Source organism: Microbacterium sp. NPDC077644 (genome assembly GCF_040702785.1).
Lineage (GTDB): Bacteria > Actinomycetota > Actinomycetes > Actinomycetales > Microbacteriaceae > Microbacterium.
Genome location: NZ_JBFBME010000003.1, coordinates 77,930 through 102,966 on the forward strand (window position 1 = coordinate 77,930; position 25,037 = coordinate 102,966).

The window sequence follows — 25,037 nt, forward strand, 5'->3', positions numbered from 1 at the left end:
CCGCGCAGGGCTCCGGGCGGAAGCGATCGTTCCGCAGGGGCGGAAAGGAACATGGTGGCGGCGCTCTCAGCGCTTTCCCAGAATGGGAGAAGCCTCGGTGAAGTGCGAAGGGTGAGGTGGCATCGATGAGGATCCTTGTGGTCTGCGGCGCGGGCGCGTCGAGCACCTTCGTCGCCCAGCGGCTGCGGCATGCCGCATCCGCGGCCGGTCGCGACTGGGACACCGCCGCCGGAACAGAGAGCACGATCGCCACGGCGTTCGCCGATCTCGTACTCATCGGCCCCCACCTCGCCGACCGCGTCGACCGCATCCGCGCCGCGACCCACGGCCCCGTGATCGTGCTCCCCGACGACGTCTTCGGCGACCGCGACGGCACCCGAACGCTCGCGATCGCCGAGGCCGCACTCGCTGATTCCCCACCGTCCACCGCGAAAGGAAAGTCATGACCGAGATCTCCCGCACCGTCCGCATCGGCTCCTCCCACGGGCTGCACGCCCGCCCCGCGAAGCTGTTCGCGCAGGCGGCGAAGGATTCCGGCATCCCCGTCACGATCGCCAAGGGCAACGGCAAGCCGGTCAATGCCGCCAGCATCCTCGGCGTGATCGCGCTGGCCGTCGAGCACGGCGACTACGTCACGCTCACGGCTGACGGCGACGGCGCCGAGGGCGTCATCGACACGCTGACCGAGCTGCTGACGACCGACCACGACCAGGAGCCCGCCTGATGACCGAGATCCGCGGCGTCGGCATCGGCCAGGGCGTCGCCCAGGGCCCGGTGGTCCGCATGGCCGAGGCGCTGCCGGCCCCGGAGAAGACGTCGAGCACGGCGGGCGCCGACGCCGAGCGCACCAGGGCGCGCGAGGCGGTCGCGGCGGTCGCCGCCGAGCTGCAGCAGCGGGCCGAGACCGCCGGCGGCGCGGCGCAGGAAGTCCTCGAGGCGCAGGCGATGATCGCCGAGGACCCGACCCTGCAGGACGAGGTCGACGCGCGCATCGACGACGGCGGCACCGCCGAATGGGCCGTGCACGACGCGTTCGCCGGGTTCAAGGCGACTCTCGAAGCGGTCGGCGGCTATCTCGGCGAGCGCGCGGCCGACCTCGATGACATCGCGCAGCGCGTGCTCGCCCACCTGCGCGGCGTCGACGCACCGGGCGTCCCCGATCCCGGGCATCCGTTCGTCCTCGTCGCCCGCGACCTCGCGCCGGCCGACACGGCACTGCTGAAGCTCGACCAGGTCCTCGCGCTCATCACGACCGACGGCGGCCCCACCTCGCACACGGCGATCCTCGCCCGCGAGAAGGGCATCGTCGCGGTCGTCGGCGCCGCGGACGCGTCCTCGCTGGAGAACGGACAGCAGGTCATCGTCGACGCCGCCGCCGGCACCGTCACGACCGACCCCTCGGCCGAGGAGCTCGAGCGCGCGCAAGCGCGTGCCGACGCCAGGGCCGCGGCCGTCGACGCTCCGCCCTCTCCCGGCGCGCTCGCGGACGGCACGAAGATCGCGCTGCTGGCGAACCTCGGCAAGCCCGCGGATGCCGCGGAGGCCGTCGCGCGCGGCGCGGAGGGCGTCGGCCTGTTCCGCACGGAGTTCCTGTTCCTCTCCGCATCCCAGGCCCCGACCGTGGCCGAGCAGCGCACGTCCTACCGCGACCTGCTGCGTGCCTTCCCCGGCAAGAAGGTCGTCGTCCGGATGCTGGACGCCGGTGCCGACAAGCCCCTGGCGTTCCTCAACGACGCGCACGAGGAGAATCCCGCGCTCGGTCTTCGGGGGCTCCGGTCGCTGCGCGCCAGCGAGGACATCCTCCGCGAGCAGCTCACCGCTCTCGCCGAGGCGGATGCCGAGACCGAGGCGGACCTCTGGGTCATGGCTCCGATGGTGACGACGGTCGAGGAGACGAAGTACTTCACCGACCTCGCCCGCGAGTACGGCCTGAAGACCGCCGGTGTCATGGTCGAGGTCCCCGCCAGCGCCCTGCTGGCGGACCGCGTCCTCGCACATGCGGACTTCGCGTCGATCGGCACGAACGACCTCACCCAGTACACGATGGCCGCCGACCGCATGCTCGGCTCCGTCGCCTCGTTCCAGGATCCATGGCACCCCGCGGTGCTGCGGCTGGTCGGCGAGGTGGGTGCGGCCGGTGCACGCACGAGCAAGCCGGTCGGCGTGTGCGGCGAGGCCGCGGCCGACCCGCTCCTGGCCCTGGTCCTCGTGGGGCTCGGCGTCACGAGCCTCTCGATGGCCCCCGCCGCCCTGGCGGACGTCAGACTCGCGCTCTCCGAGCGCACCCTCGACGAGGCACGGCGCCTCGCCGAGATCGCCCTGGCCGCAGATGATGCAGCCGGTGCACGCAATGCCGTGGCAGAAGCCGTCACGGACCTACCCTCACACCAGAAAGAGACGACATCATGACGACGACGTCAACGACCGCCACCGCAAGCGGCGGCGGTGCCCGCGTTCGCGTGCAGAGATTCGGCACGTTCCTGTCCGGCATGATCATGCCGAACATCGCAGCGTTCATCGCCTGGGGCATCATCACCGCTCTGTTCATTCCGCAAGGCTGGGTCGGGTTCGACGGCCCCGTCGAGGCCTGGCAGTGGGCAGGCTCGCCGATTCTGGGCGGTGGCGACTTCGACGGTACGACCTATACAGGACTGGTCGGCCCGATCATCAATTACCTGCTCCCGCTTCTGATCGCCTTCACCGGCGGCCGGATGGTGCACGGTCACCGCGGTGGCGTGGTCGGCGCCGTCGCCGCGTTCGGCGTCATCATCGGCGCGGAGGGCACGGTCATGTTCCTCGGCGCGATGATCGCCGGCCCGCTGACGGCCCTCATCCTGAAGTACGTCGAAAAGCCTTGGCAGGGCAAGATCAAGCCCGGCTTCGAAATGCTCGTCGACAACTTCTCGGCCGGCTTCGTGGCGTTCTTCGCGTCGCTCGCAGCGTTCTTCTGGCTCGCGCCGGTCATGAAGTGGCTGACCGACCTCCTCGGCGGCGCAGTCGGCTGGCTCGTGGAGACCGGCCTCATCCCGCTGGCCAGCATCATCGTCGAGCCCGCAAAGGTGCTGTTCCTGAACAACGCCATCAACCACGGCGTGTTCACGCCGCTCGGGACCGAGCAGTCGGCCCAGACGGGCAAGAGCCTGCTCTTCCTGATCGAGGCGAACCCCGGCCCCGGTCTGGGTCTGCTGATGGCGATCACCGTGTTCGGCGTCGGTGCTGCCCGCGCGACGGCACCCGGCGCGGCGATCATCCAGTTCCTCGGCGGCATCCATGAGGTGTACTTCCCGTACGTCCTCGCCAAGCCCGTCCTCATCCTCGGTCTCATCGCTGGTGGTGCGACCGGCGTGCTCACCAACGTGATCTTCCAGTCCGGTCTCGTCGCCCCGGCGGCTCCCGGGTCGATCTTCGCCGTGCTCTTCCAGACTGCACCGGGAAGCCACGTCGGCGTCATCCTGTCGGTCGTCCTGGCCGCAGCTGTGACGTTCGTCGTCTGCATGCCCTTCCTGCTCGCCAGTCGTCGTCGGGACCTGGCCGCCGAGGCTGCGGGCGGCGACAAGCTGGCCGCAGCGATCGCTCAGACCGAGGCGAACAAGGGCAAGAAGTCCGAGCACCTGTCGAACCTCGCCGCGCGGACGGGCGCCGCAGCCGACGGAACCGCACCGGCCACCACGGCTGTCGCGACCGCGCCGATCCAGAACATCGTGTTCGCCTGCGACGCCGGCATGGGATCGTCGGCGATGGGCGCGAGCGTGCTTCGCAACAAGCTCAAGAAGGCCGGCATCGAGGACGTCAAGGTCACCAATGCCGCGATCGCCAACCTCGATGGCACGGCCGACCTGGTGATCACGCAGCAGCAGCTCACCGACCGCGCGAAGGGCATGTCCCCGAACTCGGTGCACGTCTCGGTCGACAACTTCATGAACGCGCCGCAGTATGAAGAGGTCGTCGAAATGGTCAAGTCCCAGAAGGAGCAGACGGAATGAGTGTTCTCGAGATCGGTCAGGTCCGCATCCGCACAGGATCCGCGACCCAGGAGGAGGCCCTGCAGGAGGCGACCGACATCCTCGTCGCCGCCGGTGCCGTGACCCCCGCCTACGTCGACGCCATGCGTCAGCGCGAGGAGACGGTGTCGACGTTCATGGGCAACGGCCTCGCCATCCCGCACGGCACGAACGAGACGAAGGAGGCGATCCTCGCCTCCGGGCTCTCGGTCGTCCGCTACGACGGCGGCGTGGACTGGGCGGGTGAGCAGGCCACGTTCGTGATCGGCATCGCCGGTCGCGGAGACGAGCATCTCGAGATCCTCTCGCAGATCGCGATCCTGTTCTCGGACGAGGACGACGTCGCGAAGCTCAACGCCGCGCAGACGCCGGACGAGCTGTTCGCCCTCCTGTCGGCGGTGAACGAGGCATGAAGGCCGTCCACTTCGGCGCCGGCAACATCGGGCGCGGCTTCGTGGGGCTCCTGCTCCACGAGGGCGGCTACGAGCTCGTCTTCTCCGACGTCGCCGGCGCCCTGGTGGACGCCATCAATGCGACCGGTTCGTACACGGTCCACGAGGCGGGGCCCGGTGGCGTCGACCGCGTCGTCACCGGGTACCGTGCCGTGAACAGCGCGGAGGATCCGGATGCCGTGGCGGAAGAGGTCGCGACGGCCGATGTCGTCACGTGCGCCGTCGGCCCGACAGTGCTGCGCTTCATCGCCCCGGCGATCGTGGCGGGCCTGGCCCGCCGCTCCCCCGATCTGCCGCCGCTGAAGGTCATGGCGTGCGAGAACGCGATCGGGGCAACCGATCAGCTGCGCGCCGAGATCGAGAAGCTCGACCCCGCTGCGGCGGGACGCGCCGTCTACGCCAACACGGCCGTCGACCGGATCGTGCCGGCGCAGCCGGCGGGCGCAGGCGTCGACGTCACCGTCGAGCCGTACTACGAGTGGGCGATCGAGTCAGGGCCGTTCGAGGACGATCTTCCGAGCGTCCCCGGTGCACACTTCGTCGAGGACCTCGGTCCGTACATCGAGCGCAAGCTCTTCACCGTGAACACCGGCCACGCCGCGACCGCGTACTTCGGCGCGCAGGCGGGCATCGAGCGGATCTCCGATGCGCTGGCCGACCCGTCGATCGCCGCCCGTGTCAGCGCCGCCCTCGAAGAGACCGGCGCCGTCCTGGAGGCCGTGCACGGCCTGGATCCCGAAGAGCTCGCCGCCTACCGGGCGAAGATCCTCGACCGGTTCCGCAACCCCGAGCTCGTCGACACGGTGCAGCGCGTCGGCCGCCAGCCGCTGCGCAAGCTGTCACGGCACGAGCGGTTCATCGGTCCGGCATCCCAGGCGGCGGAGCGCGGTCTGTCGACATCGGCCCTCGTCGCCGCGATCGCGGCGACGACGGCCTTCGACGACCCCGCCGACGAGCAGTCCGTCGAGCTGCAGCGGAGGCTGGGTGCGGACGACCCCGTCGCGCTCACCGCGGACGTGACCGGCCTCGAGCCGGGGCATCCGCTCTTCTCCGCCGTGCACGCGGTGTTCGCCGCACGTCAGCGGGAGTTGCGCGCGCTCTGATCCGCCCCGCGCGGGGGGGGGCCGGCCGGCCCGCCGCTCAGAGGACGGCGTCGAGCAGCGGATGCAGGTGCCTGCTGCCGAGCACGACCGCTGCGGCTTCGGCACCGGCCCGCAGCGCGCGATCGAGTGGCGCACCCGCGAGCCGGGCGGCGAGCACGCCGGCGAAGAACCCGTCTCCGGCGCCGTTCGTGTCGACGACATCGGCGGGGACGGCATCCACGCGGTGCACCTCCCCTGCCTCGTCGACGGCCACGGCTCCCTCTGCGCCCAGCGTGCACACGGCCAGCGATGCGCCGGCGGCGACGCGCGAGCGCAGGAACTCCACGGGGTCGGCGAGGCGGTCGGCGTTGCAGAACACCGCGTCCGCGGCGGCGAGGAACGGGCGGTGGTACGCGGCGGCGCCGTCGTAGTCGTGCACGTCCACCCAGACCGGCCGGCCGGCCGCCTCCGCGAGCGGCAGGAGGCGGCGGGGCTCCTCCGCCAGGTCGAGCACCACGATCTCGGCTTCCGCCATGGCGGAGCGCACCTCGCGCGGAGGCGGAAGGGCCGATGCCGACGGCACCGAGAGGTACAGCGACACCCGGCCACCGGCCGCCGTCATGAGGTTCACGTGGCGCTCGGTCGCCTCGGTCTGCCCCCAGACCGTCTCGACGCCCGCAGAAGCGAGCGCCGAGCGCACCCGCGAACCGTGGTCATCGTCGGCCGCGAGGGCGTACAGCGTCGCGGGCACGCCGAGAGCGGTGAGGCTCAGGGCCTTCCCGGCGCTGGTTCCCCCGAGCGTGTCCCAGCTCGCCTCGGCGAACTGCATGTGCGGCTCGGGCTCCGGCAGCCGATCCAGCACGATGATCGAGTTCCACGACGCGGGGCCCGCGATGAAGACGGCCGAACTCATGATGGACGCCTCATGCCCGCCGGAATCCCTCGGCGATCATCTCGACGAGCTCCTCGCGTTCCTCGACCGGCAGGAACGTCGCCGCCGCGGCATTGAACTGGAATGTCTCGAGGTCGTCGAGGTCATAGCCGAAGGCGTCGACGAGCAGGGCGAGCTCGCGCGTCAGCGAGGTGCCGCTCATCGTGCGGTTGTCGACGTTCACGGTCACGGCGAATCCGAGCTGGTAGAGCAGGTCGAACGGGTGGTCGGCGAGTTCGGTGCCCCACGCCTCGATCGCACCGGTGTGCACGTTCGACGAGGGCGACAGCTCGAGCGGGATCTCGCGGTCGCGCACCCAGCGGGCGAGGTCGCCGAAGCGCACCTGAACCTCTTCGCCGTCGCGGCCCATGACCTCGAGGTCCGAGACGATGCGCACGCCATGGCCGAGGCGCAGGGCGCGGCCGTCCAGCAGCGCGCTGCGGATCGACGCGAGGCCTGCGGCTTCACCGGCATGCACGGTCACGGGGAGGAAGTTCGCGGCGAGCAGTTCGAAGGCCTCGCGATGATCGGATGCCGGGAAGCCGTCCTCGGGGCCGGCGATGTCGAAGCCCACCACGCCGTCGTCGCGGTGGTCCAGCGCCAGCTCGGCGATCTCGAGCGCGCGGTCGTTCTGGCGCATCGCGCTGAGGATCTGTCCGACGCGGATGCTGCGACCGGCGCGGTCGGCGGCATCCTCACCCTCTTCGATGCCCTGCTGCACGGCATCCACCGCATCGTCGAGCGACAGTCCTCCGGCGACGTGCTGCTCGGGCGCCCAGCGGACCTCGCCGTAGATGACGCCGTCCTCGGCGAGATCCTCGACGAACTCCCGTGCCACGCGGGTGAGGCTCTCGGCGCTCTGCATGACCCCGACCGTGAGGTCGAACGTCTTCAGATAGTTCACGAGCGAGCCGGAATCGGCCTGCGACGTGAACCAGTCGCCCAGCGCGCGTCCCGAGGTTGCGGGCAGCTCGAGCCCGATCTCTTCGGCGAGCGCGACCACCGTCGCCGGGCGCACAGCGCCGTCGAGGTGGTCGTGCAGCGAGATCTTCGGCAGCGAGCGCAGCGAGACGCCCTGGATCTTCACGTCACCGTCGGGTGCGATCGGCATGGATATGTCCTCTCAGAACGCTGGTCGGCGGGTGCCCGCGCTCAGCCTACGCGGTGATGCGCTCGCGGACGAGGGGCCCGGTCTCGGGTGCGGTGCCGCCGACCTCCCAGGCGCCCTCGACCGCTTCCAGCGCTCGAGCGAACCGCGCCTCGTCCTGAGCGGAGAGCGTGAACAGGGGCTGTCCGGCTGTGACACGATCGCCGGGTTTGACGTGGAGGTCGATACCGGCCGCGTGCACCACGGCGTCCTCGGCGCGGGCACGCCCGGCTCCGAGCCGCCAGGCGGCGATGCCGAACGGCAGCGCGTCCATGCGCGACACGACCCCGTCGGCCTCGGCCGTCACGACGTGCGTCTCGCGGGCGGCAGGAAGCTCGGCATCCGGGTCGCCGTCCTGGGCGCGGATCATGGCCTTCCAGGTGTCCATCGCGCGCCCGTCGTCGAGAGCCGCCTCGACGTCGGCATCCGGCTGACCGGCCAGCGCGAGCATCTCGCGGGCGAGCGCGATCGTGAGCTCGCGGATGTCGGCGGGGCCGCCGCCTGCGAGGACCTCGACGGATTCGCGGACCTCGTTGGCGTTGCCGATCGCGAGACCGAGCGGCACGTTCATGTCGGTGAGCAGAGCCGTGGTGGCCACGCCCGAGTCGGTGCCGAGCGCCACCATGGTCTGCGCGAGCTCGCGAGCGCGGTCGATGTCCTGCATGAACGCACCGGAGCCGAACTTCACATCCAGCACGAGCGCATCCGTGCCCTCGGCGATCTTCTTCGACATGATGCTCGATGCGATCAGCGGGATCGCCTCGACCGTGCCGGTGACATCGCGCAGCGCGTACAGCTTCTTGTCTGCGGGGGCGAGACCGGAACCCGCTGCGCAGATCACCGCGCCGACGTCGCCCTGCATCTGCGCGAACATCTCCTCGTTCGACAGCGCCGCGCGCCAGCCGGGGATGGACTCGAGCTTGTCGAGCGTTCCGCCGGTGTGGCCGAGTCCCCGGCCGCTCAGCTGCGGGACGGCGACGCCGAAGGATGCCACCAGCGGAGCAAGCGGAAGCGTGATCTTGTCTCCGACACCGCCTGTGGAGTGCTTGTCGACGGTGCGCTTGCCGAGCTCGCCGAAGCTCATCCGCTCCCCCGACGCGATCATGGCGTCGGTGAGCACGCGGATCTCGTCGCGCTCCATGCCCCGCTGGAAGACCGCCATCGCGAAGGACGCCATCTGCGCATCCGAGACGTAGCCGCGGGTGTAGGCGTCGACCATCCAGCGCAGGGCGGGCTCGGGGACTGTGCCGCCGTCGCGCTTGGCCCGGATGACGTCGATCGCGTCATACGGCTCCGGCGTCGTCATCGCACATCCTCCAGGTCGCGCGGCCCGAACGCGTCGGGCAGGACTTCATCGATCGTCCGGATGCCGGACACGGTCTCCAGCAGCATCTCGGGCATGGAGTGCTCGAACAGCAGCTGGCGGCAGCGCCCGCACGGCATGATCGTCTGTCCCTCGCCGTTCACGCACACGAACGCGACGAGCTGACCGCCGCCGGACATGTGCAGGTCGCCGACCAGGGCGCACTCCGCGCATAGGCCCACGCCGTACGACGCGTTCTCGACGTTGCATCCGGCGACGATGCGGCCGTCGGAGACGAGAGCCGCCGCACCCACCTTGTACCGCGAATACGGCGCGTACGCCTTGTGCATGGCCTCGGTGGCGACGTGACGAAGCTCGTCCCAATCGATGTCTGTCATGGCTCCTTCTCGACTCAGCTCTTGATGTACGGTTCGCCGGACGCAGCGGGCGGACGCGAGCGTCCGACGAGTCCTGCGACCGCGAAGATGGTGACGACGTACGGCAGCATCAGCATGAACTGGCTGGGCACCGGCGATCCGATGACGGACAGCACGCCCTGGAGGTTGGTCGCGAATCCGAACAGCAGCGCGGCCAGCGTGGCCCGCACCGGGTCCCACTTTCCGAAGATCACCGCGGCGAGCGCGATGTACCCGGCGCCGGCGGTCATCTCGCGGCCGAACTGCGGGTTGGTCACCAGCGTGTAGAACGCTCCGCCCATGCCGGCGATGGCGCCGGCGAGCATCATGTTCCAGTAGCGCGTCTGCGCCACCTTGATGCCCACGGTGTCGGCAGCCTGCGGGTGCTCGCCCACTGCGCGGAGGCGCAGGCCCCAGCGGGTGCGGTAGAGGCCGAACCAGACCAGGAACACGGTGACGTACATCAGGTAGACGATGATCGTCTGCCGGAACAGCACGGGGCCGATGACGGGGATCTCGCTGAGCAGCGGGATCGGGATCACCGGGAACAAGGGCGGCGAGTTCAGCTGCTCGGGATTCGCGTTGAGCACCTGACGGTACAGGAACGTGGTCAGACCCGCGACGAGCACGTTGAGCACGACCCCGACGATCACCTGGTTCACGTAGTAGGTGATGGCGAACACGGCGAGGACGAGGGAGACGAGCACACCGGCCACCATGGCGGCGATGAGGCCGGCCCACGGGCTCTGCGTCGCCGAGCCGACGACGGCCGCCATGAACGCTCCGGCGAGCAGCTGCGCCTCGATCGCGATGTTGACGACGCCGACGCGTTCGCCGATGACGCCGCCGAGCGCACCGAAGATGAGCGGAGTCGCGAGGGCGAGTGCACCGCCGAGCAGTCCGATCATCGGGAGGGTCCCGCCGGCCGATGCCCAGGCGAGGAATCCGACGAGCAGCACGACCACGTAGACGACGGTCAGCCACAGCGGCAGCCTGCGCCCCGCGCGAGTCCACACGACGGACAGCGCTGTGACCAGTGCCAGCAGCACGACGGCCACCCATGCCGTTCCGTTGGCGGGAAGGACCAGCTCGGGGAGCTGGATCGCCGCATCCGCGGAGCGGACGAGACGGAACGTACTCGCACCCTCTCGCGGCACGAGCAGCGGGAGAAGTGCGAACAGCACCGTGAACAGGCCGAAGATGACCGGCGCCTTCCAGGAAGTGATCGTGACGCGACGCTGCTCGTCGCTGACCACTGCTTCAGCCGTGATGGTCATGCCGACACCTCCTCGGTGATCTGCGCCGCGTTCTTCTTGGGCTTCTTCGGCTTCTTCGGCTTCGTCCGCGCGCCGGGCTGGGGCAGGCCGAAGATCGCACGCACGAGCGGCGGCGCGGCGATGAACAGCACGATCAGCGACTGGACGACGAGCACGATCTCGATCGGGACGTTCTCGGAGGCCTGCATCGCGAATCCACCGGCCTTGAACGCGCCGAACAGGATTCCTGCCGCGAGGATGCCCAGCGGCGTGGAACGACCGAGAAGCGCAACGGTGATCGCATCGAAGCCGATGCCGGCGTCGATGTCGCCACCGAATCCGCTCGTCACGGTGCCCAGCACCTGACTGACACCGGCGATGCCGACGAGTCCGCCGGCGATGAGCATGACCGAGAAGTACATCCGACCGACGTTGATTCCCGCGACTCGCGCCGCCGTGGGATTCTCGCCCACCGCGCGGAAGCGGAAGCCGAGACTCGATCGTTCGAGCAGCCACCACGTGAAGGCGACCGCGATCAGGGCGAGGATGAATCCGGCGTGGAGGTTGTACTGCGGGCCGAGGATGTCGGGCAGGATCGCCGACTCGGCCATCGCTGCCGTCTTGGGGTTGTTGGAGCCCGGCGCCTGCAGGATGCCCTGCGTCGCCAGCATCCACGCGAGCAGATAGAAGGCGATGTGATTGAGCATGATCGTCACGATCACCTCGTGAGCACCGGTGCGCGCCTTGAGGATGCCGGCGATGCCGGCCCACAGCGCACCGGCGACGACACCGGCGACGATGGCGACCAGCATGTGCAGCGGCCAGGGAAGGTTCATGCTCGTGGCCACCCAGCCCGCTGCGGCCGCGGCCATCAGCATCTGGCCCTGGCCGCCGATGTTGAACAGACCGGCGCGGAACGCGAGGCCGACGCCGAGGCCGGCGGCGATGAGCGGGGTCGCGAACTTGAGGGTCTCGGTGAGCGGCTTGATCCCTGCGGCGAACCCGTCGACGCGGAAGTTGTAGATCGCGCCCTGGAAGAGTGCGACGTAGGCACCCGAGATCGAGCTCCACACGGCCGCCAGCATGTCCTGCGGGCGTGCGAAGAAGTAACCGGCGGTGCGCTGCACGTCGGGATCGGTGAACGCGATCATGATCGACCCGGCGATGAGCGCCAGGATGACCGACAGCACGGAGATGAGCCCGTTGCCCATCACCACGCGACGGAACGCGCCGTGCCACCTGCCGGGCTCGCCGGCGGACGGATCGGTCCCGAAGTCTGCCGGAGCGGCCTTGATCGGCTTGAGATCTGCTGCGCCGCTCATGCGCCGCCCTCCTCGGTCTCGAGCACCGGCGCACCGGCGGCTGCAGTCGTATCGGTCTCGACCATGCCCGCCATCATCAGACCGAGCTGCTCGCGCGTGCTGTCACCGGGCACGATGCCGACGACCTTGCCGCGGTACATCACCATGATGCGGTCGGCGAGAGCCGCCGCCTCATCGAGCTCTGTGGAGATGACGACCACCGGGATACCGGAATCACGGGTCTCGATGATGCGCTTGTGGATGAACTCGATCGATCCGACGTCCACGCCGCGGGTCGGCTGCGCAGCGACGAAAAGGGACAGATCGCGGCTGAGCTCCCTGGCGAGGACGACCTTCTGCTGGTTGCCTCCGGAGAGTCGGCCGGCAGCCTGATCCGGCCCCTGCGTGCGGATGTCGAACTCGGCGATCTTCTCCCTGGCGAAGGCGTCGAGAGCCTGCAGCTGGAGAGTGCCCGCCTTCACGAAAGGAGCCCCGACCGAGCGATCGAGCATGAGGTTCTCCGCGATCGAGAACTCCTTCACCATTCCGTCGACGCTGCGGTCCTCGGGCACGAACCCGACGCCGTCGTCGAGGATTTCTCGCACCGAACGCCCGATGAGCTCGGAGCCGTTGAGCCTGATGCTCCCCTCGACCCGTGGCTGGAGTCCGACGATCGCCTCGGTGAGCTCGGTCTGCCCGTTGCCCTGGACTCCGGCGATGGCGAGGACCTCGCCGCCGCGGACCGAGAACGAGACGTCGTCGACGAGCACGGCGCCGAGCGGGTCGGTGACGGTGAGGTTCTTCACGACGAGAGCCTCGTCGCCGAGCTTCGGGGCGTCCTTGTGCACGGTCAGCTCGACCGCGCGACCGACCATCAGCGATGCGAGCTCTTCGTTGCTGGCGGTGGGCGACGCCTCGCCGACGACCTTGCCGAGGCGGATCACGGTGATGCGGTCGGCGACCTCGCGGACCTCGCGGAGCTTGTGGGTGATGAAGACGATCGAGGTGCCTGATTCCTGCAGCTGACGCATCGTGGCCATGAGCTCGTCCGTCTCCTGCGGAGTCAGCACGGCCGTCGGCTCATCGAACACGAGGATCTTCGCGTCGCGCGAGAGCGCCTTGATGATCTCGACGCGCTGCTGGACGCCGACCGGAAGGTCCTCGACGACGGCATCCGGATCCACCTGGAATCCGAAGCGATCCGAGATCGTGCGCACCATCGCGCGTGCTGCGGCGAGGTCGAGGCGTCCTCCGAAGGTCGTCTTCTCGTGACCGAGCATGACGTTCTCGGCGACGGTGAAGACCGGGATGAGCATGAAGTGCTGGTGCACCATGCCGATCCCGGCCGCCATCGCGTCGCCGGGGCCCGAGAAGTGCTGCACCTCGTCGTCGAGGACGATGTGCCCTTCGTCGGCCTGGTACAGGCCGTACAGCACATTCATCAGCGTCGACTTGCCGGCGCCGTTCTCGCCGAGGAGGCAGTGGATCTCCCCTGGCTCGACGGTGAGATCGATATGGTCGTTCGCCGTCAGCGCGCCGAACCTCTTCGTGATGCCGCGCAGTTCAAGCTTCATGTGTCAGATCCTAATCAGCGGAGGGTGCTTCACCCAGGTCCCTGTGGGCACCCGGGCATCGGCGAGGGGAGGCCAGCGGGTCGCCGACCTCCCCTCGTGGTTCGTTCCTCGATCAGCCGAGGTACGAGGTGACGGTGACTTCACCGTCGATGATCTGCTGCTGCAGGTCCTGAACCGCGGTCCACAGCTCAGGGTCGACCTTGTCCTCGAAGTTGTGGAGCTCAGCGATGCCGACTCCTTCGTTCTCGAGGGTGCCGATGTACGCCTCCGCGTCGAACTCGCCGTTCGCGCTGCTCATGGTCGCCTCGTAGACCGAGAGCTTCATGTCCTTCAGGATCGAGGTGAGCACGTAGTCGGCGGTCGTCGGGTCGGTGATGAACAGGTCTGCGTCCGCACCGATCAGTGCGATATCGCGGCCGGATTCCTTGATGGCCTGCAGGCCGGACTGGTAGATCGGGCCGCCGACCGGAAGGAGCACGTCGACGCCCTGGTCGATGATGTTCTGCGCGACGGTCTTGGCCTCGGGGCCGGCCTCGAAGCCCCCGGTGAACGAACCGGACTTGCCGTCCCAGCCGACGACCTCGACCGAAGCGTCGTTCTGCTCGTTGTAGTAGTTGACGCCCTGGTAGAAGCCGTCCATGAAGATCGTGACGGTGGGGAACTCCATGCCGCCGTAGGTGCCGACCTTGCCCGCCTCCGAGTAACCGGCCGACAGGTAGCCCGCCAGGAACGCGGCCTGGGCAGTGTCGTACAGCAGCGGCTTGACGTTCTCGGCGTCCTTGGTGCCGTCGAAGTCGTTGTCGGCTGCGTCGTCGACGAGGATGAAGTCGGTGTCGGGGTTCGCGGTCGCGGCCTCCACGGTCGCTGCGGAGAGCGCGAAGCCGACCGAGACGATCGCGTTGCAGCCCTGGGAGACGAGGCTCTCCAGGTTCGGCGCGAAGTCGGTCTCGCTGTTCGACTCGACGTTCTTGTACTCGACACCGAGCTCGTCCGCGGTCTGCACGACGCCCTCGAAGGACAGCTGGTTGAACGACTTGTCATCGAATCCGCCTGCGTCGGAGACGATGCAGGGCAGGAAGTCGATCGTCTCTCCGCCCGCATCCCCGCCGCCGTTTTCTTCGGGAGCGGCTCCACAGCCTGCGAGTGCGACGGCGACGCCGGTCGCCACGAGCGCGGCGAGTGCGCGCTTTCGGGTGGAAATGGTCACGTAAGCCTCCACGACTACTGGCCTGCGCCGATCGCAGGGTCCGTCTGGCTAAATTACCCAGTGTTACGGCATCCGCACCGTCCAGGACGGTTAATGGTTACAAACTCGCAACAGACCCGTGACGTGCGCTCAGAGGACGTCTCCGCGACCGGTGAGCTTGAGCGATTCGACGACGCCCTTCACGCGCTGCGCGTGCTCCGCCGTGGTGACCAGCAGAGCATCCTCGGTGTCGACCACGACGATGTCCTTCACACCCACCAGGCTGATCACGCGGGAGGTCTGGCTGACGAGGATCCCGGTCGCGGCATCCGACAGCACGCGGGCCCTGGGGCCGAGGACGGCGAGGTCGTTCTTGCGTCCGCCCGAGATGAGCTTGGTGAGCGAGGCGAAGTCCCCCACGTCATCCCAGTCGAAGTGCCCGGGGATGACGGCGAGGCGCCCCTTGTCGGCGGCGGGTTCGGCGACCGCGTAGTCGATGGCGATCTTCTTCAGCCGCGGCCAGACCCGGTCGACGGCGGGACCGCGGCGGTCGCGGTCGTCCCACGCCTCGGCGAGTTCGAGGAGACCCGCATGCAGCTCGGGCTCGTTCGCCGCGAGCTCGTCGAGCAGCACGCTCGCCTTCGAGATGAACATGCCGGCGTTCCACAGGAACGACCGGTCGGCGTAGTACTGCTTGGCCGTCTCGAGGTCGGGCTTCTCGACGAAGCGCTCGACGGTCGCAGCCTCCGGGGCGCCGTCGACGACCAGTTCGTCGCCCTTCTGGATGTATCCGAATCCGACGGAGGGCTCGGAGGGCTGGATGCCGATCGTGCAGATGTATCCGGCGCGGGCGACGGCGACGGCCTGCTGCACGGCGAACTCGAACGTGCGCGTGCCGCGGATGACGTGGTCGGCGGCGAAGGAGCCGATGATGACGTCCGGGTCGCGACGGTGCAGGATCGCCGCCGCGAGTCCGATCGCCGCGGCCGACTCGCGCGGCTCGGACTCGAGGAAGACGTTCTTGTCGGGGATGCCGGGCAGCTCGGACTCGACGGCGGCGCGGTGCGCGCGCCCCGTGACCACCGAGATGCGATCGGGGCCGGTCATGGGCTCGAGCCGATCCCAGGTGTCGCGCAGCAGGGAGTTGCCGGACCCGGTGAGATCGTGCAGGAACTTCGGCGCGTCCGCTCGGGACAGCGGCCACAGCCGGCTGCCGATTCCGCCGGCGGGGATCACTGCGTAGAAGTCGTCGAACGGCGCCATGCGCCCAGCCTATCCGCCGCCGATCCTGGCCCTCTCGGCACGATAGCCGGGCCGAATCGTGACGATGCAGAACAGACATGATCGCCCCACCCCTTAGGGTCGCCCTCGTCGCACCCAGCGTTCTGACAGGAATAGGATGGTGCACGGCCGGGCACGTCCAGCGGTCTGTTGAGATCCGCACGTGCTACCCGACCTCGCATCGATCAGGGAGGACGACCGTGTCCGCAGGCACACGCTTGACACCGTCGATTTCGGAAACCACGTCCAAGACCCCGCGCGGCACTCTGTACCGCGGCCGTGAGGGCATGTGGTCATGGGTGCTTCACCGCATCACCGGAGTCGCCATCTTCTTCTTCCTTCTCGTGCACGTGCTCGACACGGCACTGATCCGGGTCTCCCCCGAGGCGTACAACGCCGTGATCGGCACGTACAAGAACCCCGTCATGGCTCTGGGCGAAGTGGTGCTGGTCGGCGCCATCGTGTTCCACGCCATGAACGGTCTGCGCATCATCCTCGTCGACTTCTGGTCGAAGGGAGCGCGGTACCAGCGCCAGATGTTCTGGGGCGTCATCGCCGTCTGGGTCGTGCTCATGGCCGGCTTCACCGGGCGCCACCTTTCGCTCGCGTTCGCCGGGTTCGGAGGGGGTCACTGATGTCCGCTCAGACCGTCGCAGCACCGACGCGCCGCCGCCGCGGCGTCAACCTCGAGAAGTGGGGCTGGATGTTCATGCGAGCATCCGGCGTCGTGCTGATCGTCCTCATCTTCGGCCACCTGTTCGTCAACCTCATGGTCGGCGACGGCATCCACGCGCTGGACTTCGCGTTCATCGCCGGCAAGTTCGCCACGCCGTTCTGGCAGTGGTGGGACGTGCTCATGCTGTGGCTCGCCTTCATCCACGGCGGCAACGGCATGCGCACGATCGTCAACGACTACGTCACCAATGACAAGGTCCGCAAGGCGCTTGTCGGCGCGATCGTCCTCGCCGCGGGCCTGCTGATCATCCTCGGCACCCTGGTCGTCTTCACGTTCGACCCGTGCCTGGGCGTCACCGAGTCCAGCACGCTGTGGGACACCTGCGTGGCTGCGGGCGTCGTCGGAAACTGACAAGAGAGCATCGAGAAGTGACTACTGAGACGCAGGATTCCGTCGTCCGCGACGGCGTTCACTACCACCAGTTCGACGTCGTGATCGTCGGCGCGGGAGGCGCAGGCATGCGCGCCGCCATCGAGGCGGGCCCCGGCGCGAAGACGGCCGTGATCACGAAGCTGTACCCGACCCGCTCGCACACCGGTGCGGCGCAGGGCGGCATGGCCGCAGCCCTCGCGAACGTCGAGGAGGACAGCTGGGAGTGGCACACCTTCGACACCGTCAAGGGCGGCGACTACCTCGTCGACCAGGACGCCGCCGAGATCCTCGCCAAGGAGGCCATCGACGCGGTCATCGACCTCGAGAACATGGGGCTGCCGTTCAACCGCACCCCTGAGGGCAAGATCGACCAGCGCCGTTTCGGCGGTCACACCGCAGAGCACGGCAAGACCCCGGTCCGTCGCGCGTGCTATGCCGCCGACCGCACCGGTCACATGATCCTGCAGACGCTGTTCCAGAACTGCGTCAAGCTCGGCATCAACTTCTTCAACGAGTTCTACGTGCTCGACCTCATCACGGTGAAGGACGACGACGGCAAGACCGGAGTCGCGGGCGTCGTCGCGTACGAGCTGGCCACGGGCGCGCTGCACGTGTTCCAGGCCAAGTCGGTCGTCTTCGCGACGGGCGGCTTCGGCAAGATCTTCAAGACCACCTCGAACGCGCACACCCTCACCGGTGACGGCGTCGGCATCATCTGGCGCAAGAACCTGCCGCTGGAGGACATGGAGTTCTTCCAGTTCCACCCGACGGGTCTCGCCGGTCTCGGCATCCTGCTCACCGAGGGTGCGCGAGGCGAGGGCGCGATCCTGCGCAACGACTCGGGTGAGCGCTTCATGGAGCGCTACGCCCCCACCATCAAGGACCTCGCACCGCGCGACATCGTGGCGCGCTCCATGGTGCAGGAGGTCCTCGACGGCCGCGGCGCAGGCCCGCACAAGGACTACGTCTACCTCGACTGCACGCACCTCGGTGCCGAGGTCCTCGAGACCAAGCTGCCCGACATCACCGAGTTCGCCAGGACATACCTCGGTGTCGACCCGGTCACCGACCCCGTGCCCGTCATGCCGACCGCGCACTACGCCATGGGCGGCATCCCGACGAACAACGACGCCGAGGTCCTCGCCGACAACGACACGGTCGTCCCCGGCCTGTACGCCGCCGGCGAGTGCGCGTGCGTCTCGGTGCACGGCTCGAACCGCCTCGGCACCAACTCGCTCCTCGACATCAACGTGTTCGGTAAGCGCGCCGGCAACAACGCCGTGGCGTACGCCAAGACCGCCGAGTTCGTGCCGCTCCCCGAGAACCCCGCCGGGTTCGTCAAGGACATGCTCGAGAACCTGCGCGGCAGCAACGGCACCGAGCGCGTCGCCGTGCTGCGCAAGAAGCTCCAGGAGGAGATGGACCGCGGCGCCCAGGTGTTCCGCACCCACGAGTCCCTCGAGCACGTGCTGGGCGTCATCGCCGAGCTGCGCGAGCGCTACAAGAACGTCTACATCGACGACAAGGGCCACCGCTTCAACACCGACCTCCTCGAGGCCGTCGAGCTCGGGTTCCTGCTCGACATCGCCGAGGTCGTCGTCTACGCCGCGCAGAACCGCGAGGAGAGCCGTGGCGGTCACATGCGCGACGACTTCCCCAAGCGCGACGACGAGAACTGGATGAAGCACACCATGGCGTACCTGACGGGCGACTCGCACTCGTCGACGCCCGCAGATCACATCAAGCTCGACTCGAAGCCGGTCGTCCAGACCCGCTACCAGCCGATGGAGAGGAAGTACTGAGCATGTCGAACGCTGTCGCAGAGGCGCCCGCCGCCGCGGACCCGGCCGTCCAGTCCTTCCTGGTCACCTTCATCATCCGCCGCTTCGACCCCGAGCAGGACGCCGAGCCCCGCTGGGTCGACTACGACGTGGAGCTGTTCTCCACCGACCGCGTGCTCGACGCGCTGCACAAGATCAAGTGGGAGGTCGACGGTTCGCTGTCGTTCCGCCGCTCGTGCGCGCACGGCATCTGCGGCTCCGACGCCATGCGCATCAACGGCCGCAACCGCCTGGCCTGCAAGACGCTGATCAAGGACCTCGACATCTCGAAGCCGATCTACGTCGAGGCGATCAAGGGCCTGCCGCTCGAGAAGGACCTCATCGTCGACATGGAGCCGTTCTTCGCCTCCTACCGCGAGGTGCAGCCGTTCCTCGTCGCGAACAGCGTGCCCGAGAAGGGCAAGGAGCGCGTCCAGTCGATCGCAGACCGCGCGATCTTCGACGACACCACCAAGTGCATCCTGTGCGCCGCCTGCACCTCTTCGTGCCCGGTGTTCTGGACCGACGGCCAGTACTTCGGCCCGGCCGCGATCGTCAACGCGCACCGGTTCATCTTCGACTCGCGCGACGACAACGCCGATGTGCGTCTGGACATCCTCAACGACAAGGAGGGCGTCTGGCGCTGCCGCACGACCTTCAACTGCTCCGAGGCATGCCCGCGTGGCATCGAGGTCACGAAGGCCATCGCCGAGGTCAAGCAGGCCGTTCTGCGCGGCCGTCCCTGACGTCCGCCGCGCATCGGCGCTCCCCTGGATAGGGTGAGTGCATGTCGGAGGACCGAGTCCCGCTGCGTGAGCGCTTCGAAGGACCCCTCGAACGCGCCGCAGAGCTGAAGGATCGCACGCTCGCGGCGTTCCCCGTACGCGTCTGGCGCGGGTTCCTGCGCGGCAACGGCTTCCTGCTCTCGGCGGGGATGAGCTACTACGTCCTGTTCTCGCTGTTCGCGGTCATCTACGTCAGCTTCGCCGGTGTGGGGATCTGGCTCGGCGCCAGCCCGCGCGCGATCGAAGCGCTCATCGATCTCGCCAACAGCTATCTGCCAGGGCTCATCGGCGACCCCGGTCTCATCGGCCGCGACGACGTCGTCGAGATCGCCCAGGGCAGCACGAGCCTGCTGGGTATCACGGGCGCCGTGGCCGTGGGCTTCGCCGCCTGGACTGCCATCGCGGCGGTGACCTTCACACGCCGGGCGATCCGAGACATCTTCGGTCTGCCGTTCGACACCCGCTCCTATTGGCTGCTCAAACTGCGCGATCTGCTCGCCGGCGTGCTGTTCGGCCTCGCGCTGCTGCTCGGCGCGGCGCTGAGCGTGCTGAGCGTCTGGGCGCTGGAGTGGCTGTTCGACCTGTTCGGCTGGGGCGATTCGTGGGTGCTGTCGGGTATGGCGCGCGTGCTGTGGATGGCCAGCGCCTTCATCGTGGATGCCGGCGCCCTGGCGGCCCTCGTCCGCTTCCTCGTCGGCGCCGACCTGCGGTGGCGGTTCATCTGGCCGGCGTCGCTGCTGGGCGGCGGGGCGATGGTGGTCCTCCAGCTCATCGCGGGCTTCCTGCTCACCCGCGTGCCCAGCAACCCCCTGCTCGCGTCCTTCGCCGTGATCATCGGGCTCCTCCTGTGGTGCCGCCTGCTCGCGAGCGTGGTGCTCGTGGCGGCATCCTGGATCGCGGTCACCGCGGCCGACAACGACCATCCTCTGGAGCTCGAGGACGAGCAGGCCGCCCGGCTGGCAGAGCAGGAGGCGCTGGTGCTCGCGGCGCGCGTGCATCTGCGGCGCGCTCGCGACGCGTACGAGGACGCGCCCTGGTACCGCAGGCTCTGGGCCGGGCGTGCGGTGCGGCGCGCGCAGGATGCTCTCGCCATCGCCATCGAGGGCGCCGAGGCGGAGGATGTCACCGGCCCTCGTTAGGCTGAATCCATGCCTCATCTGCGTATCGCCTCGGTCAACGTCAACGGGATCAGGGCCGCGGCCCGCAACGGCATGAGCGGGTGGCTCGACGCTGCCGATGTCGACATCCTGACCCTGCAGGAGGTGCGCGGTCAGGACGAGCACCTCGAGGCGGCGCTCCCCGGCTGGTCGATCGTCCACGACGAGGCGACGGCCAAGGGCCGCGCCGGCGTCGCGATCGCCAGCCGCGCCCCCGCGCTCGCGTCGCGCACCGCGTTCGGGCCCGAGGACTTCGATTCGAAGGGCCGTTGGATCGAGGGCGACTTCCTCATCGGCGACCGCCCGCTCACCGTCGTCAGCGCCTATGTGCACAGCGGCGAGGCCGACACTCCCAAGCAGGACGAGAAGTGGAAGTTCCTCGACGCGTTCGGTGCGCGCCTCGCCGACCTCGGGCAGGGTGACGCGCTCGCGCTCGTCACGGGCGACCTGAACGTCGGTCACCGCGAACTCGACATCAAGAACTGGCGCGGCAACCGCAAGAAGGCGGGCTTCCTCCCCCGCGAGCGGGCGTACTTCGACCGGTTCGTCGGGGATGCCGGCGCCGAGGTGACCGGCGTCGACGGCACGGTCGGCACGGGGCTGGGATGGGTCGACGTCGGGCGCCGTTTCCACGGCGAGGTCGACGGTCCGTACACGTGGTGGTCCATGCGCGGGCAGGCGTTCGACAACGACTCCGGCTGGCGCATCGACTATCACCTGGCGACCCCGGCGCTCGCCGAGCGCGTGCAGGACTACCGGGTGGCACGCGCCGCCGCCTATGCCGAGCGGTGGAGCGATCATGCGCCGGTGGTCGTCGACTACTCGTACTGACAGGGCGGTCGCCCCAGCACCATAGGATTGATCCGTGACCAAGCCTCGTCTCTACTCAGGAATGCAGCCATCCGCCGACTCGCTTCAGATCGGCAACTACATCGGTGCTCTTCTGCAGTGGCGCGATCTGCAGGCGTCCTACGATGCGTTCTTCTCGGTCGTCGACCTGCACGCGCTGACGGTCGCACAGGACCCGGCGTCTTTGCGCGAGAAGACGCGGCGCACTGCCGCGCAGTACATCGCCGCAGGCATCGAGCCGTCGAAGTCGACGCTGTACGTGCAGTCGCACGTACGCGCGCACGCCGAGCTCGCCTGGATCCTCTCGACGATCACGGGCTTCGGCGAGGCCGGGCGCATGACGCAGTTCAAGGACAAGTCCAGCCGCTACGGGCAGGACGGCACGAGCGTCGGCCTGTTCACCTATCCGGTCCTGATGGCGGCCGACATCCTGCTGTACCAGAGCGACGTCGTTCCCGTCGGCGATGACCAGAAGCAGCACGTCGAACTCACGCGCGATCTCGCGGAGCGGTTCAACGCGCGCTTCGGCCAGACGTTCGTCGTGCCGATGCCGGTCATCCAGAAGGACACCGCGCGCATCTACGACCTGCAGAATCCGACCTCGAAGATGTCGAAGTCGGCCGAGACGGACGCGGGCGTGCTGTGGATGCTGGACGACCCGGCGAAGTCCGCGAAGAAGATCATGCGGGCCGTCACCGACAACGAGGGCTCCGTGCGCTTCGACCGGGAGAACAAGCCCGGTGTCTCGAACCTGCTGACGATCTACGCGGCCCTCAGCGGCCGTCAGGTCGCCGCGATCGAGGACGAGTACGCCGGCCGCGGGTACGGAGACTTCAAGAAGGGCCTCGCCGAGGTCGTGGTCTCGGAGTTCGAGCCGGTGCGCTCGCGTGCGCTCGAGCTGCTCGACGACCCGGCAGAACTCGACCGCATCCTCGCCGCCAACGCCGAACGCGCCGATGCCGTGGCCGATGCCACGCTCGCCGACGTCTACGAGAAGGTCGGCCTGCTGCGCCGCGTGTGACGATCGGGTCGGTCGCGCATCCTAGGATGGGTGCGTGACCGACCCGCAGCTTCCTCCGACCACCCCGCACGGATCGGTCCCGCCGATTCCGAGTCCGCCGTCTCCGTACGGCACTCCCCCGTCACAGGCCGCGCCGTCGTACCAGAATCCGCCGTCGTACCAGACGCCGCCCGGCGCGTACGCGGCACCCGTGGGCGGTTACGCCGCACCGGCAGGCGGCTACCAGGCGCCGGCCCCCGCGCAACCCCGATCGGCGGTCCTGGGCATCGTGGCGTTCGTGCTGTCCGTCATCGCTGCCGTCGTCGCGCCGATCATCGCGGGCATCGCCGGGTACCAGATCGGGTTCCAGCTGCCGACCGTCACCCAGTACATCGATCCGGCGACCTCCGATCTCTCGTTCCTGTCCCCCGTGCGCGACCAGGTGCTCATCGGAGAGATCGGCTTCTGGGCCGGCACTCTCGGCGGCATCGCCGCGATCGTCCTCGGCATCATGGCCATCGTGAAGCGAGCGGGTCGCGTATGGGGCGTCGTGGCCCTGATCCTCGCCGTTCTCGGACCGGTGATCTTCTTCGTTGTGCTCGGTGTGACCCTCGGTGCCGGCGCGGGTGCGGGTGCGGTCTCGTTCTACGGAGCCTGACGCACGACCGGCACCTGTTCGCGGCGCGCCGGTCACCGCGGTGCGTGGTGCTTCTGCTGGGCCGCCAGCAGGCCCTCCGCGACAAGGAGCTCGACCGCATCCGCGGCATCGGACACGAGGATCGGGAGCGTCTCGCGCTCCGTCTTGCCGAACGGCGAGAGCACCCAGTCGGCTGGGTCCTGCCGTCCCGGCGGGCGCCCGATGCCGACGCGCACCCGCGGGAAGTCCGCCGTCCCGATGGCACGCGCGACATCGCGAACGCCGTTGTGCCCTCCGTGCCCGCCGCCGGTCTTGAGCTTGAGGGCGTCGAAGGGGATGTCGAGCTCGTCGTGCACGATCACGGTGCGCTCGGGAGGCACCGAGTAGAAGCGTGCGAGGGCCGCCACCGGGGTGCCCGAGACGTTCATGAACGAGTTGGGCTTGGCCAGCACGATCTTGTCCGCACCGGGGCGCAACCACGTCTCGACGACACGAGCGCCGCCCTTGTGCTCGCGGAAGCTCTCGCCGCGCCGACCGGCGAGCTCATCGACCACCATCTGCCCGACGTTGTGCCGGGTCGCCTCGTACCGCGGACCGGGATTGCCCAGTCCGACGATCAGCCAGGTGTCGGCCATGCGTCTCTCATCTCTCGTCCATCCGGTCGTCAGAATACGACGAAGGGGACGCGATCAGCTCGCGTCCCCTTCGTGGAAGCAGATGTCTTACTCTGCAGCGTCCTCTTCGGCAGCGGCTTCCGCGGGGGCCTCGGCCTCAGGGGCCTCTTCGCCCTCCTCGGCCTCCGGCTCCTCGGTCGGAACGTAGACCGCGACGATGAGCGTCTCGGGGTCGGCGAGGAGAGTCGCGCCCTTGGGCAGCTTGACGTCGGCGGCGGTGATCTGCGCGCCCTCTTCCAGACCCTCGACGGAGACCTCGACGTGCTCGGGGATGTGGGTCGCCTCGACCTCGACGGCGATCGAGGTGGCGTCGAGGTTGGCGACGGTGCCGGCGAAGGGCTCGCCGGTGACGACGACGGGGACGTCGACCTGGATCTTCTCGCCCTTCTTCACGACGAGGAGGTCGATGTGCTCGATGATCTGGTGCACCGGGTCCTTCTGGACGTCCTTGACCAGGGCGAGCTGGTCCTTGCCCTCGATGTCGAGCTCGAGGAGCGCGTTGGCGCGGCGGATGATGAGCGAGACCTGGTGGCCCGGGAGGGCGACGTGGACGGGCTCGGTGCCGTGGCCGTAGATGACGGCGGGGATCTTGCCGGCGGCGCGGAGGCGGCGGGCGAAGCCCTTGCCGAACTGCTCGCGGACCTCGGCGTGGACCTTGGTGTCCTCAGACATGGGTTCTCCTTCGGGGCACGCGGCGAACTGCTCGCCGCGTGGTGGTCTTGTGATCGGCTTCCCGGACGCAGACGTGCGAAAGAGCCACGAGGCTGGATTCGCCGCGTCGATTACGGATGCTGCGCACGCGAAGCATCCCTCGCCGAGGAACTCATCTATCGTACCCGAAGACCCGATAGGCTGAAACACAGACCTCTGACGCCCTCAGAACCCACCACGAAGAAACAGGAGTCCGGCATGATCGACGGCGCATTCCTCTCCCACGCCATCGCATGGCTGATCGGCGCCATGGCCGTGTGCGCGACCGTCTTCACCGTCGGCGCCCTCTTCTCGATGGGCCGCTCCGGCTACCGCAAGGACTGACCCCGCTGCGGCAACTCCCGGCATTCGACGTCACGGATGCGG

General features: G+C 68.7%; 26 protein-coding genes. 15 read left to right on the forward strand and 11 right to left on the reverse strand.

Features of this window, described 5'->3' with window-relative positions:
• The first annotated feature begins 125 nt into the window (after positions 1 to 125).
• The 6 genes from AB0269_RS12390 to AB0269_RS12415 are packed head-to-tail and all read left to right on the forward strand — an operon-like array spanning position 126 to position 5,556.
• Complete coding sequence (locus AB0269_RS12390; RefSeq protein ID WP_366211582.1) at positions 126 to 446, forward strand: hypothetical protein; 321 nt, start codon at positions 126 to 128, stop codon at positions 444 to 446.
• Positions 443 to 724 carry an HPr family phosphocarrier protein gene (locus tag AB0269_RS12395; RefSeq protein WP_366211583.1) on the forward strand — a complete coding sequence of 94 codons (282 nt, stop codon included), beginning with the start codon at positions 443 to 445 and terminating at the stop codon, positions 722 to 724. The genes AB0269_RS12390 and AB0269_RS12395 overlap by 4 nt, the downstream gene beginning before the upstream one ends.
• On the forward strand, positions 724 to 2,409 hold the full coding sequence (ptsP, locus tag AB0269_RS12400; RefSeq protein ID WP_366211584.1) for a phosphoenolpyruvate--protein phosphotransferase: 1,686 nt from the start codon (positions 724 to 726) through the stop codon (positions 2,407 to 2,409). Before AB0269_RS12395 ends, ptsP begins: the two co-directional genes overlap by 1 nt.
• Entirely contained in the window at positions 2,406 to 3,983 is a 1,578-nt protein-coding gene (locus AB0269_RS12405; RefSeq protein ID WP_366211585.1) for a PTS mannitol transporter subunit IICB, read from the forward strand. Before ptsP ends, AB0269_RS12405 begins: the two co-directional genes overlap by 4 nt.
• Positions 3,980 to 4,414: a PTS sugar transporter subunit IIA gene (locus AB0269_RS12410; RefSeq protein ID WP_366211586.1), complete on the forward strand. Its 435-nt coding sequence runs from the start codon at positions 3,980 to 3,982 to the stop codon at positions 4,412 to 4,414. The genes AB0269_RS12405 and AB0269_RS12410 overlap by 4 nt, the downstream gene beginning before the upstream one ends.
• On the forward strand, positions 4,411 to 5,556 hold the full coding sequence (locus tag AB0269_RS12415; protein ID WP_366211587.1) for a mannitol-1-phosphate 5-dehydrogenase: 1,146 nt from the start codon (positions 4,411 to 4,413) through the stop codon (positions 5,554 to 5,556). The genes AB0269_RS12410 and AB0269_RS12415 overlap by 4 nt, the downstream gene beginning before the upstream one ends.
• Positions 5,557 to 5,593: 37 nt before the next feature.
• Here AB0269_RS12415 and AB0269_RS12420 read toward each other — a convergent pair whose 3' ends face one another.
• From AB0269_RS12420 to AB0269_RS12460, 9 genes are all read right to left on the reverse strand, one after another.
• Positions 5,594 to 6,448: a carbohydrate kinase family protein gene (locus AB0269_RS12420; protein ID WP_366211588.1), complete on the reverse strand. Its 855-nt coding sequence runs from the start codon at positions 6,446 to 6,448 to the stop codon at positions 5,594 to 5,596.
• 10 nt (positions 6,449 to 6,458) lie between these two features.
• Positions 6,459 to 7,577: an adenosine deaminase gene (locus AB0269_RS12425; protein ID WP_366211589.1), complete on the reverse strand. Its 1,119-nt coding sequence runs from the start codon at positions 7,575 to 7,577 to the stop codon at positions 6,459 to 6,461.
• Between the two features lie 46 nt (positions 7,578 to 7,623).
• A complete protein-coding gene (locus tag AB0269_RS12430; RefSeq protein ID WP_366211590.1) occupies positions 7,624 to 8,919 on the reverse strand; it encodes a thymidine phosphorylase in 1,296 nt (431 codons plus the stop codon).
• Positions 8,916 to 9,314 (reverse strand): cytidine deaminase, encoded by a 399-nt coding sequence (locus AB0269_RS12435; RefSeq protein ID WP_366211591.1) that lies wholly within the window; start codon positions 9,312 to 9,314, stop codon positions 8,916 to 8,918. The genes AB0269_RS12430 and AB0269_RS12435 overlap by 4 nt, the downstream gene beginning before the upstream one ends.
• A 14-nt stretch (positions 9,315 to 9,328) precedes the next feature.
• Positions 9,329 to 10,609, reverse strand: a complete 1,281-nt coding sequence (locus tag AB0269_RS12440; RefSeq protein ID WP_366211592.1) for an ABC transporter permease — start codon at positions 10,607 to 10,609, stop codon at positions 9,329 to 9,331.
• Positions 10,606 to 11,910 carry an ABC transporter permease gene (locus AB0269_RS12445; protein ID WP_366211593.1) on the reverse strand — a complete coding sequence of 435 codons (1,305 nt, stop codon included), beginning with the start codon at positions 11,908 to 11,910 and terminating at the stop codon, positions 10,606 to 10,608. The genes AB0269_RS12440 and AB0269_RS12445 overlap by 4 nt, the downstream gene beginning before the upstream one ends.
• Complete coding sequence (locus AB0269_RS12450; protein WP_366211594.1) at positions 11,907 to 13,463, reverse strand: ABC transporter ATP-binding protein; 1,557 nt, start codon at positions 13,461 to 13,463, stop codon at positions 11,907 to 11,909. Before AB0269_RS12450 ends, AB0269_RS12445 begins: the two co-directional genes overlap by 4 nt.
• A 112-nt stretch (positions 13,464 to 13,575) precedes the next feature.
• Entirely contained in the window at positions 13,576 to 14,670 is a 1,095-nt protein-coding gene (locus tag AB0269_RS12455; protein WP_366211595.1) for a BMP family ABC transporter substrate-binding protein, read from the reverse strand.
• A gap of 129 nt (positions 14,671 to 14,799) precedes the next feature.
• Positions 14,800 to 15,912, reverse strand: coding sequence for a mannose-1-phosphate guanylyltransferase (locus AB0269_RS12460; RefSeq protein ID WP_366211596.1), 1,113 nt, complete (start codon positions 15,910 to 15,912; stop codon positions 14,800 to 14,802).
• Between the two features lie 218 nt (positions 15,913 to 16,130).
• Between AB0269_RS12460 and sdhC the strand changes: the two genes are divergently transcribed.
• From sdhC to AB0269_RS12500, 8 genes are read left to right on the forward strand one after another with little or no spacing between them, the layout of a single operon-like run.
• Entirely contained in the window at positions 16,131 to 16,565 is a 435-nt protein-coding gene (gene sdhC, locus AB0269_RS12465; protein ID WP_175985533.1) for a succinate dehydrogenase, cytochrome b556 subunit, read from the forward strand.
• Positions 16,565 to 17,017, forward strand: a complete 453-nt coding sequence (sdhD, locus tag AB0269_RS12470) for a succinate dehydrogenase, hydrophobic membrane anchor protein (protein ID WP_366211597.1) — start codon at positions 16,565 to 16,567, stop codon at positions 17,015 to 17,017. The genes sdhC and sdhD overlap by 1 nt, the downstream gene beginning before the upstream one ends.
• Positions 17,018 to 17,034: 17 nt before the next feature.
• A complete protein-coding gene (sdhA, locus tag AB0269_RS12475; protein ID WP_366211598.1) occupies positions 17,035 to 18,840 on the forward strand; it encodes a succinate dehydrogenase flavoprotein subunit in 1,806 nt (601 codons plus the stop codon).
• Positions 18,841 to 18,842: 2 nt separating this feature from the next.
• Entirely contained in the window at positions 18,843 to 19,604 is a 762-nt protein-coding gene (locus AB0269_RS12480) for a succinate dehydrogenase iron-sulfur subunit (RefSeq protein WP_366211599.1), read from the forward strand.
• Positions 19,605 to 19,645: 41 nt separating this feature from the next.
• Complete coding sequence (locus AB0269_RS12485; RefSeq protein ID WP_366211600.1) at positions 19,646 to 20,782, forward strand: YihY/virulence factor BrkB family protein; 1,137 nt, start codon at positions 19,646 to 19,648, stop codon at positions 20,780 to 20,782.
• Positions 20,783 to 20,791: 9 nt separating this feature from the next.
• Positions 20,792 to 21,631 carry an exodeoxyribonuclease III gene (locus AB0269_RS12490; RefSeq protein ID WP_366211601.1) on the forward strand — a complete coding sequence of 280 codons (840 nt, stop codon included), beginning with the start codon at positions 20,792 to 20,794 and terminating at the stop codon, positions 21,629 to 21,631.
• 34 nt (positions 21,632 to 21,665) lie between these two features.
• A complete protein-coding gene (trpS, locus tag AB0269_RS12495) occupies positions 21,666 to 22,670 on the forward strand; it encodes a tryptophan--tRNA ligase (protein ID WP_366211602.1) in 1,005 nt (334 codons plus the stop codon).
• Positions 22,671 to 22,704: 34 nt separating this feature from the next.
• Entirely contained in the window at positions 22,705 to 23,307 is a 603-nt protein-coding gene (locus AB0269_RS12500; protein WP_366211603.1) for a hypothetical protein, read from the forward strand.
• Between the two features lie 32 nt (positions 23,308 to 23,339).
• On the opposite strand, the gene pth is transcribed toward AB0269_RS12500, so the two are convergent.
• Both pth and AB0269_RS12510 read right to left on the reverse strand, forming a co-directional pair.
• Complete coding sequence (gene pth / locus AB0269_RS12505; protein WP_175985525.1) at positions 23,340 to 23,921, reverse strand: aminoacyl-tRNA hydrolase; 582 nt, start codon at positions 23,919 to 23,921, stop codon at positions 23,340 to 23,342.
• 87 nt (positions 23,922 to 24,008) lie between these two features.
• Positions 24,009 to 24,632 carry a 50S ribosomal protein L25/general stress protein Ctc gene (locus AB0269_RS12510; protein WP_366211604.1) on the reverse strand — a complete coding sequence of 208 codons (624 nt, stop codon included), beginning with the start codon at positions 24,630 to 24,632 and terminating at the stop codon, positions 24,009 to 24,011.
• 237 nt (positions 24,633 to 24,869) lie between these two features.
• On the opposite strand from AB0269_RS12510, the gene AB0269_RS12515 reads away from it, so the two are divergent.
• Positions 24,870 to 24,995, forward strand: a complete 126-nt coding sequence (locus AB0269_RS12515; RefSeq protein ID WP_366211605.1) for a hypothetical protein — start codon at positions 24,870 to 24,872, stop codon at positions 24,993 to 24,995.
• Positions 24,996 to 25,037 lie beyond the last annotated feature (42 nt).

Excerpts from the sequence above, each read along its gene's own strand:
- AB0269_RS12390 (WP_366211582.1), top strand. The coding sequence starts at position 126 with ATGAGGATCCTTGTGGTCTGCGGCGCGGGCGCGTCGAGCACCTTCGTC.
- AB0269_RS12485 (WP_366211600.1), top strand. The coding sequence starts at position 19,646 with ATGTCGGAGGACCGAGTCCCGCTGCGTGAGCGCTTCGAAGGACCCCTC.
- AB0269_RS12510 (WP_366211604.1), bottom strand. The coding sequence starts at position 24,632 with ATGTCTGAGGACACCAAGGTCCACGCCGAGGTCCGCGAGCAGTTCGGC.
- AB0269_RS12425 (WP_366211589.1), bottom strand. The coding sequence starts at position 7,577 with ATGCCGATCGCACCCGACGGTGACGTGAAGATCCAGGGCGTCTCGCTG.
- AB0269_RS12395 (WP_366211583.1), top strand. The coding sequence starts at position 443 with ATGACCGAGATCTCCCGCACCGTCCGCATCGGCTCCTCCCACGGGCTG.
- AB0269_RS12460 (WP_366211596.1), bottom strand. The coding sequence starts at position 15,912 with ATGGCGCCGTTCGACGACTTCTACGCAGTGATCCCCGCCGGCGGAATC.
- ptsP (WP_366211584.1), top strand. The coding sequence starts at position 724 with ATGACCGAGATCCGCGGCGTCGGCATCGGCCAGGGCGTCGCCCAGGGC.
- AB0269_RS12430 (WP_366211590.1), bottom strand. The coding sequence starts at position 8,919 with ATGACGACGCCGGAGCCGTATGACGCGATCGACGTCATCCGGGCCAAG.
- AB0269_RS12450 (WP_366211594.1), bottom strand. The coding sequence starts at position 13,463 with ATGAAGCTTGAACTGCGCGGCATCACGAAGAGGTTCGGCGCGCTGACG.
- AB0269_RS12420 (WP_366211588.1), bottom strand. The coding sequence starts at position 6,448 with ATGAGTTCGGCCGTCTTCATCGCGGGCCCCGCGTCGTGGAACTCGATC.
- AB0269_RS12490 (WP_366211601.1), top strand. The coding sequence starts at position 20,792 with ATGCCTCATCTGCGTATCGCCTCGGTCAACGTCAACGGGATCAGGGCC.
- AB0269_RS12480 (WP_366211599.1), top strand. The coding sequence starts at position 18,843 with ATGTCGAACGCTGTCGCAGAGGCGCCCGCCGCCGCGGACCCGGCCGTC.
- sdhD (WP_366211597.1), top strand. The coding sequence starts at position 16,565 with ATGTCCGCTCAGACCGTCGCAGCACCGACGCGCCGCCGCCGCGGCGTC.
- pth (WP_175985525.1), bottom strand. The coding sequence starts at position 23,921 with ATGGCCGACACCTGGCTGATCGTCGGACTGGGCAATCCCGGTCCGCGG.
- AB0269_RS12410 (WP_366211586.1), top strand. The coding sequence starts at position 3,980 with ATGAGTGTTCTCGAGATCGGTCAGGTCCGCATCCGCACAGGATCCGCG.
- AB0269_RS12435 (WP_366211591.1), bottom strand. The coding sequence starts at position 9,314 with ATGACAGACATCGATTGGGACGAGCTTCGTCACGTCGCCACCGAGGCC.
- AB0269_RS12515 (WP_366211605.1), top strand. The coding sequence starts at position 24,870 with ATGATCGACGGCGCATTCCTCTCCCACGCCATCGCATGGCTGATCGGC.
- AB0269_RS12405 (WP_366211585.1), top strand. The coding sequence starts at position 2,406 with ATGACGACGACGTCAACGACCGCCACCGCAAGCGGCGGCGGTGCCCGC.
- AB0269_RS12440 (WP_366211592.1), bottom strand. The coding sequence starts at position 10,609 with ATGACCATCACGGCTGAAGCAGTGGTCAGCGACGAGCAGCGTCGCGTC.
- AB0269_RS12445 (WP_366211593.1), bottom strand. The coding sequence starts at position 11,910 with ATGAGCGGCGCAGCAGATCTCAAGCCGATCAAGGCCGCTCCGGCAGAC.
- AB0269_RS12415 (WP_366211587.1), top strand. The coding sequence starts at position 4,411 with ATGAAGGCCGTCCACTTCGGCGCCGGCAACATCGGGCGCGGCTTCGTG.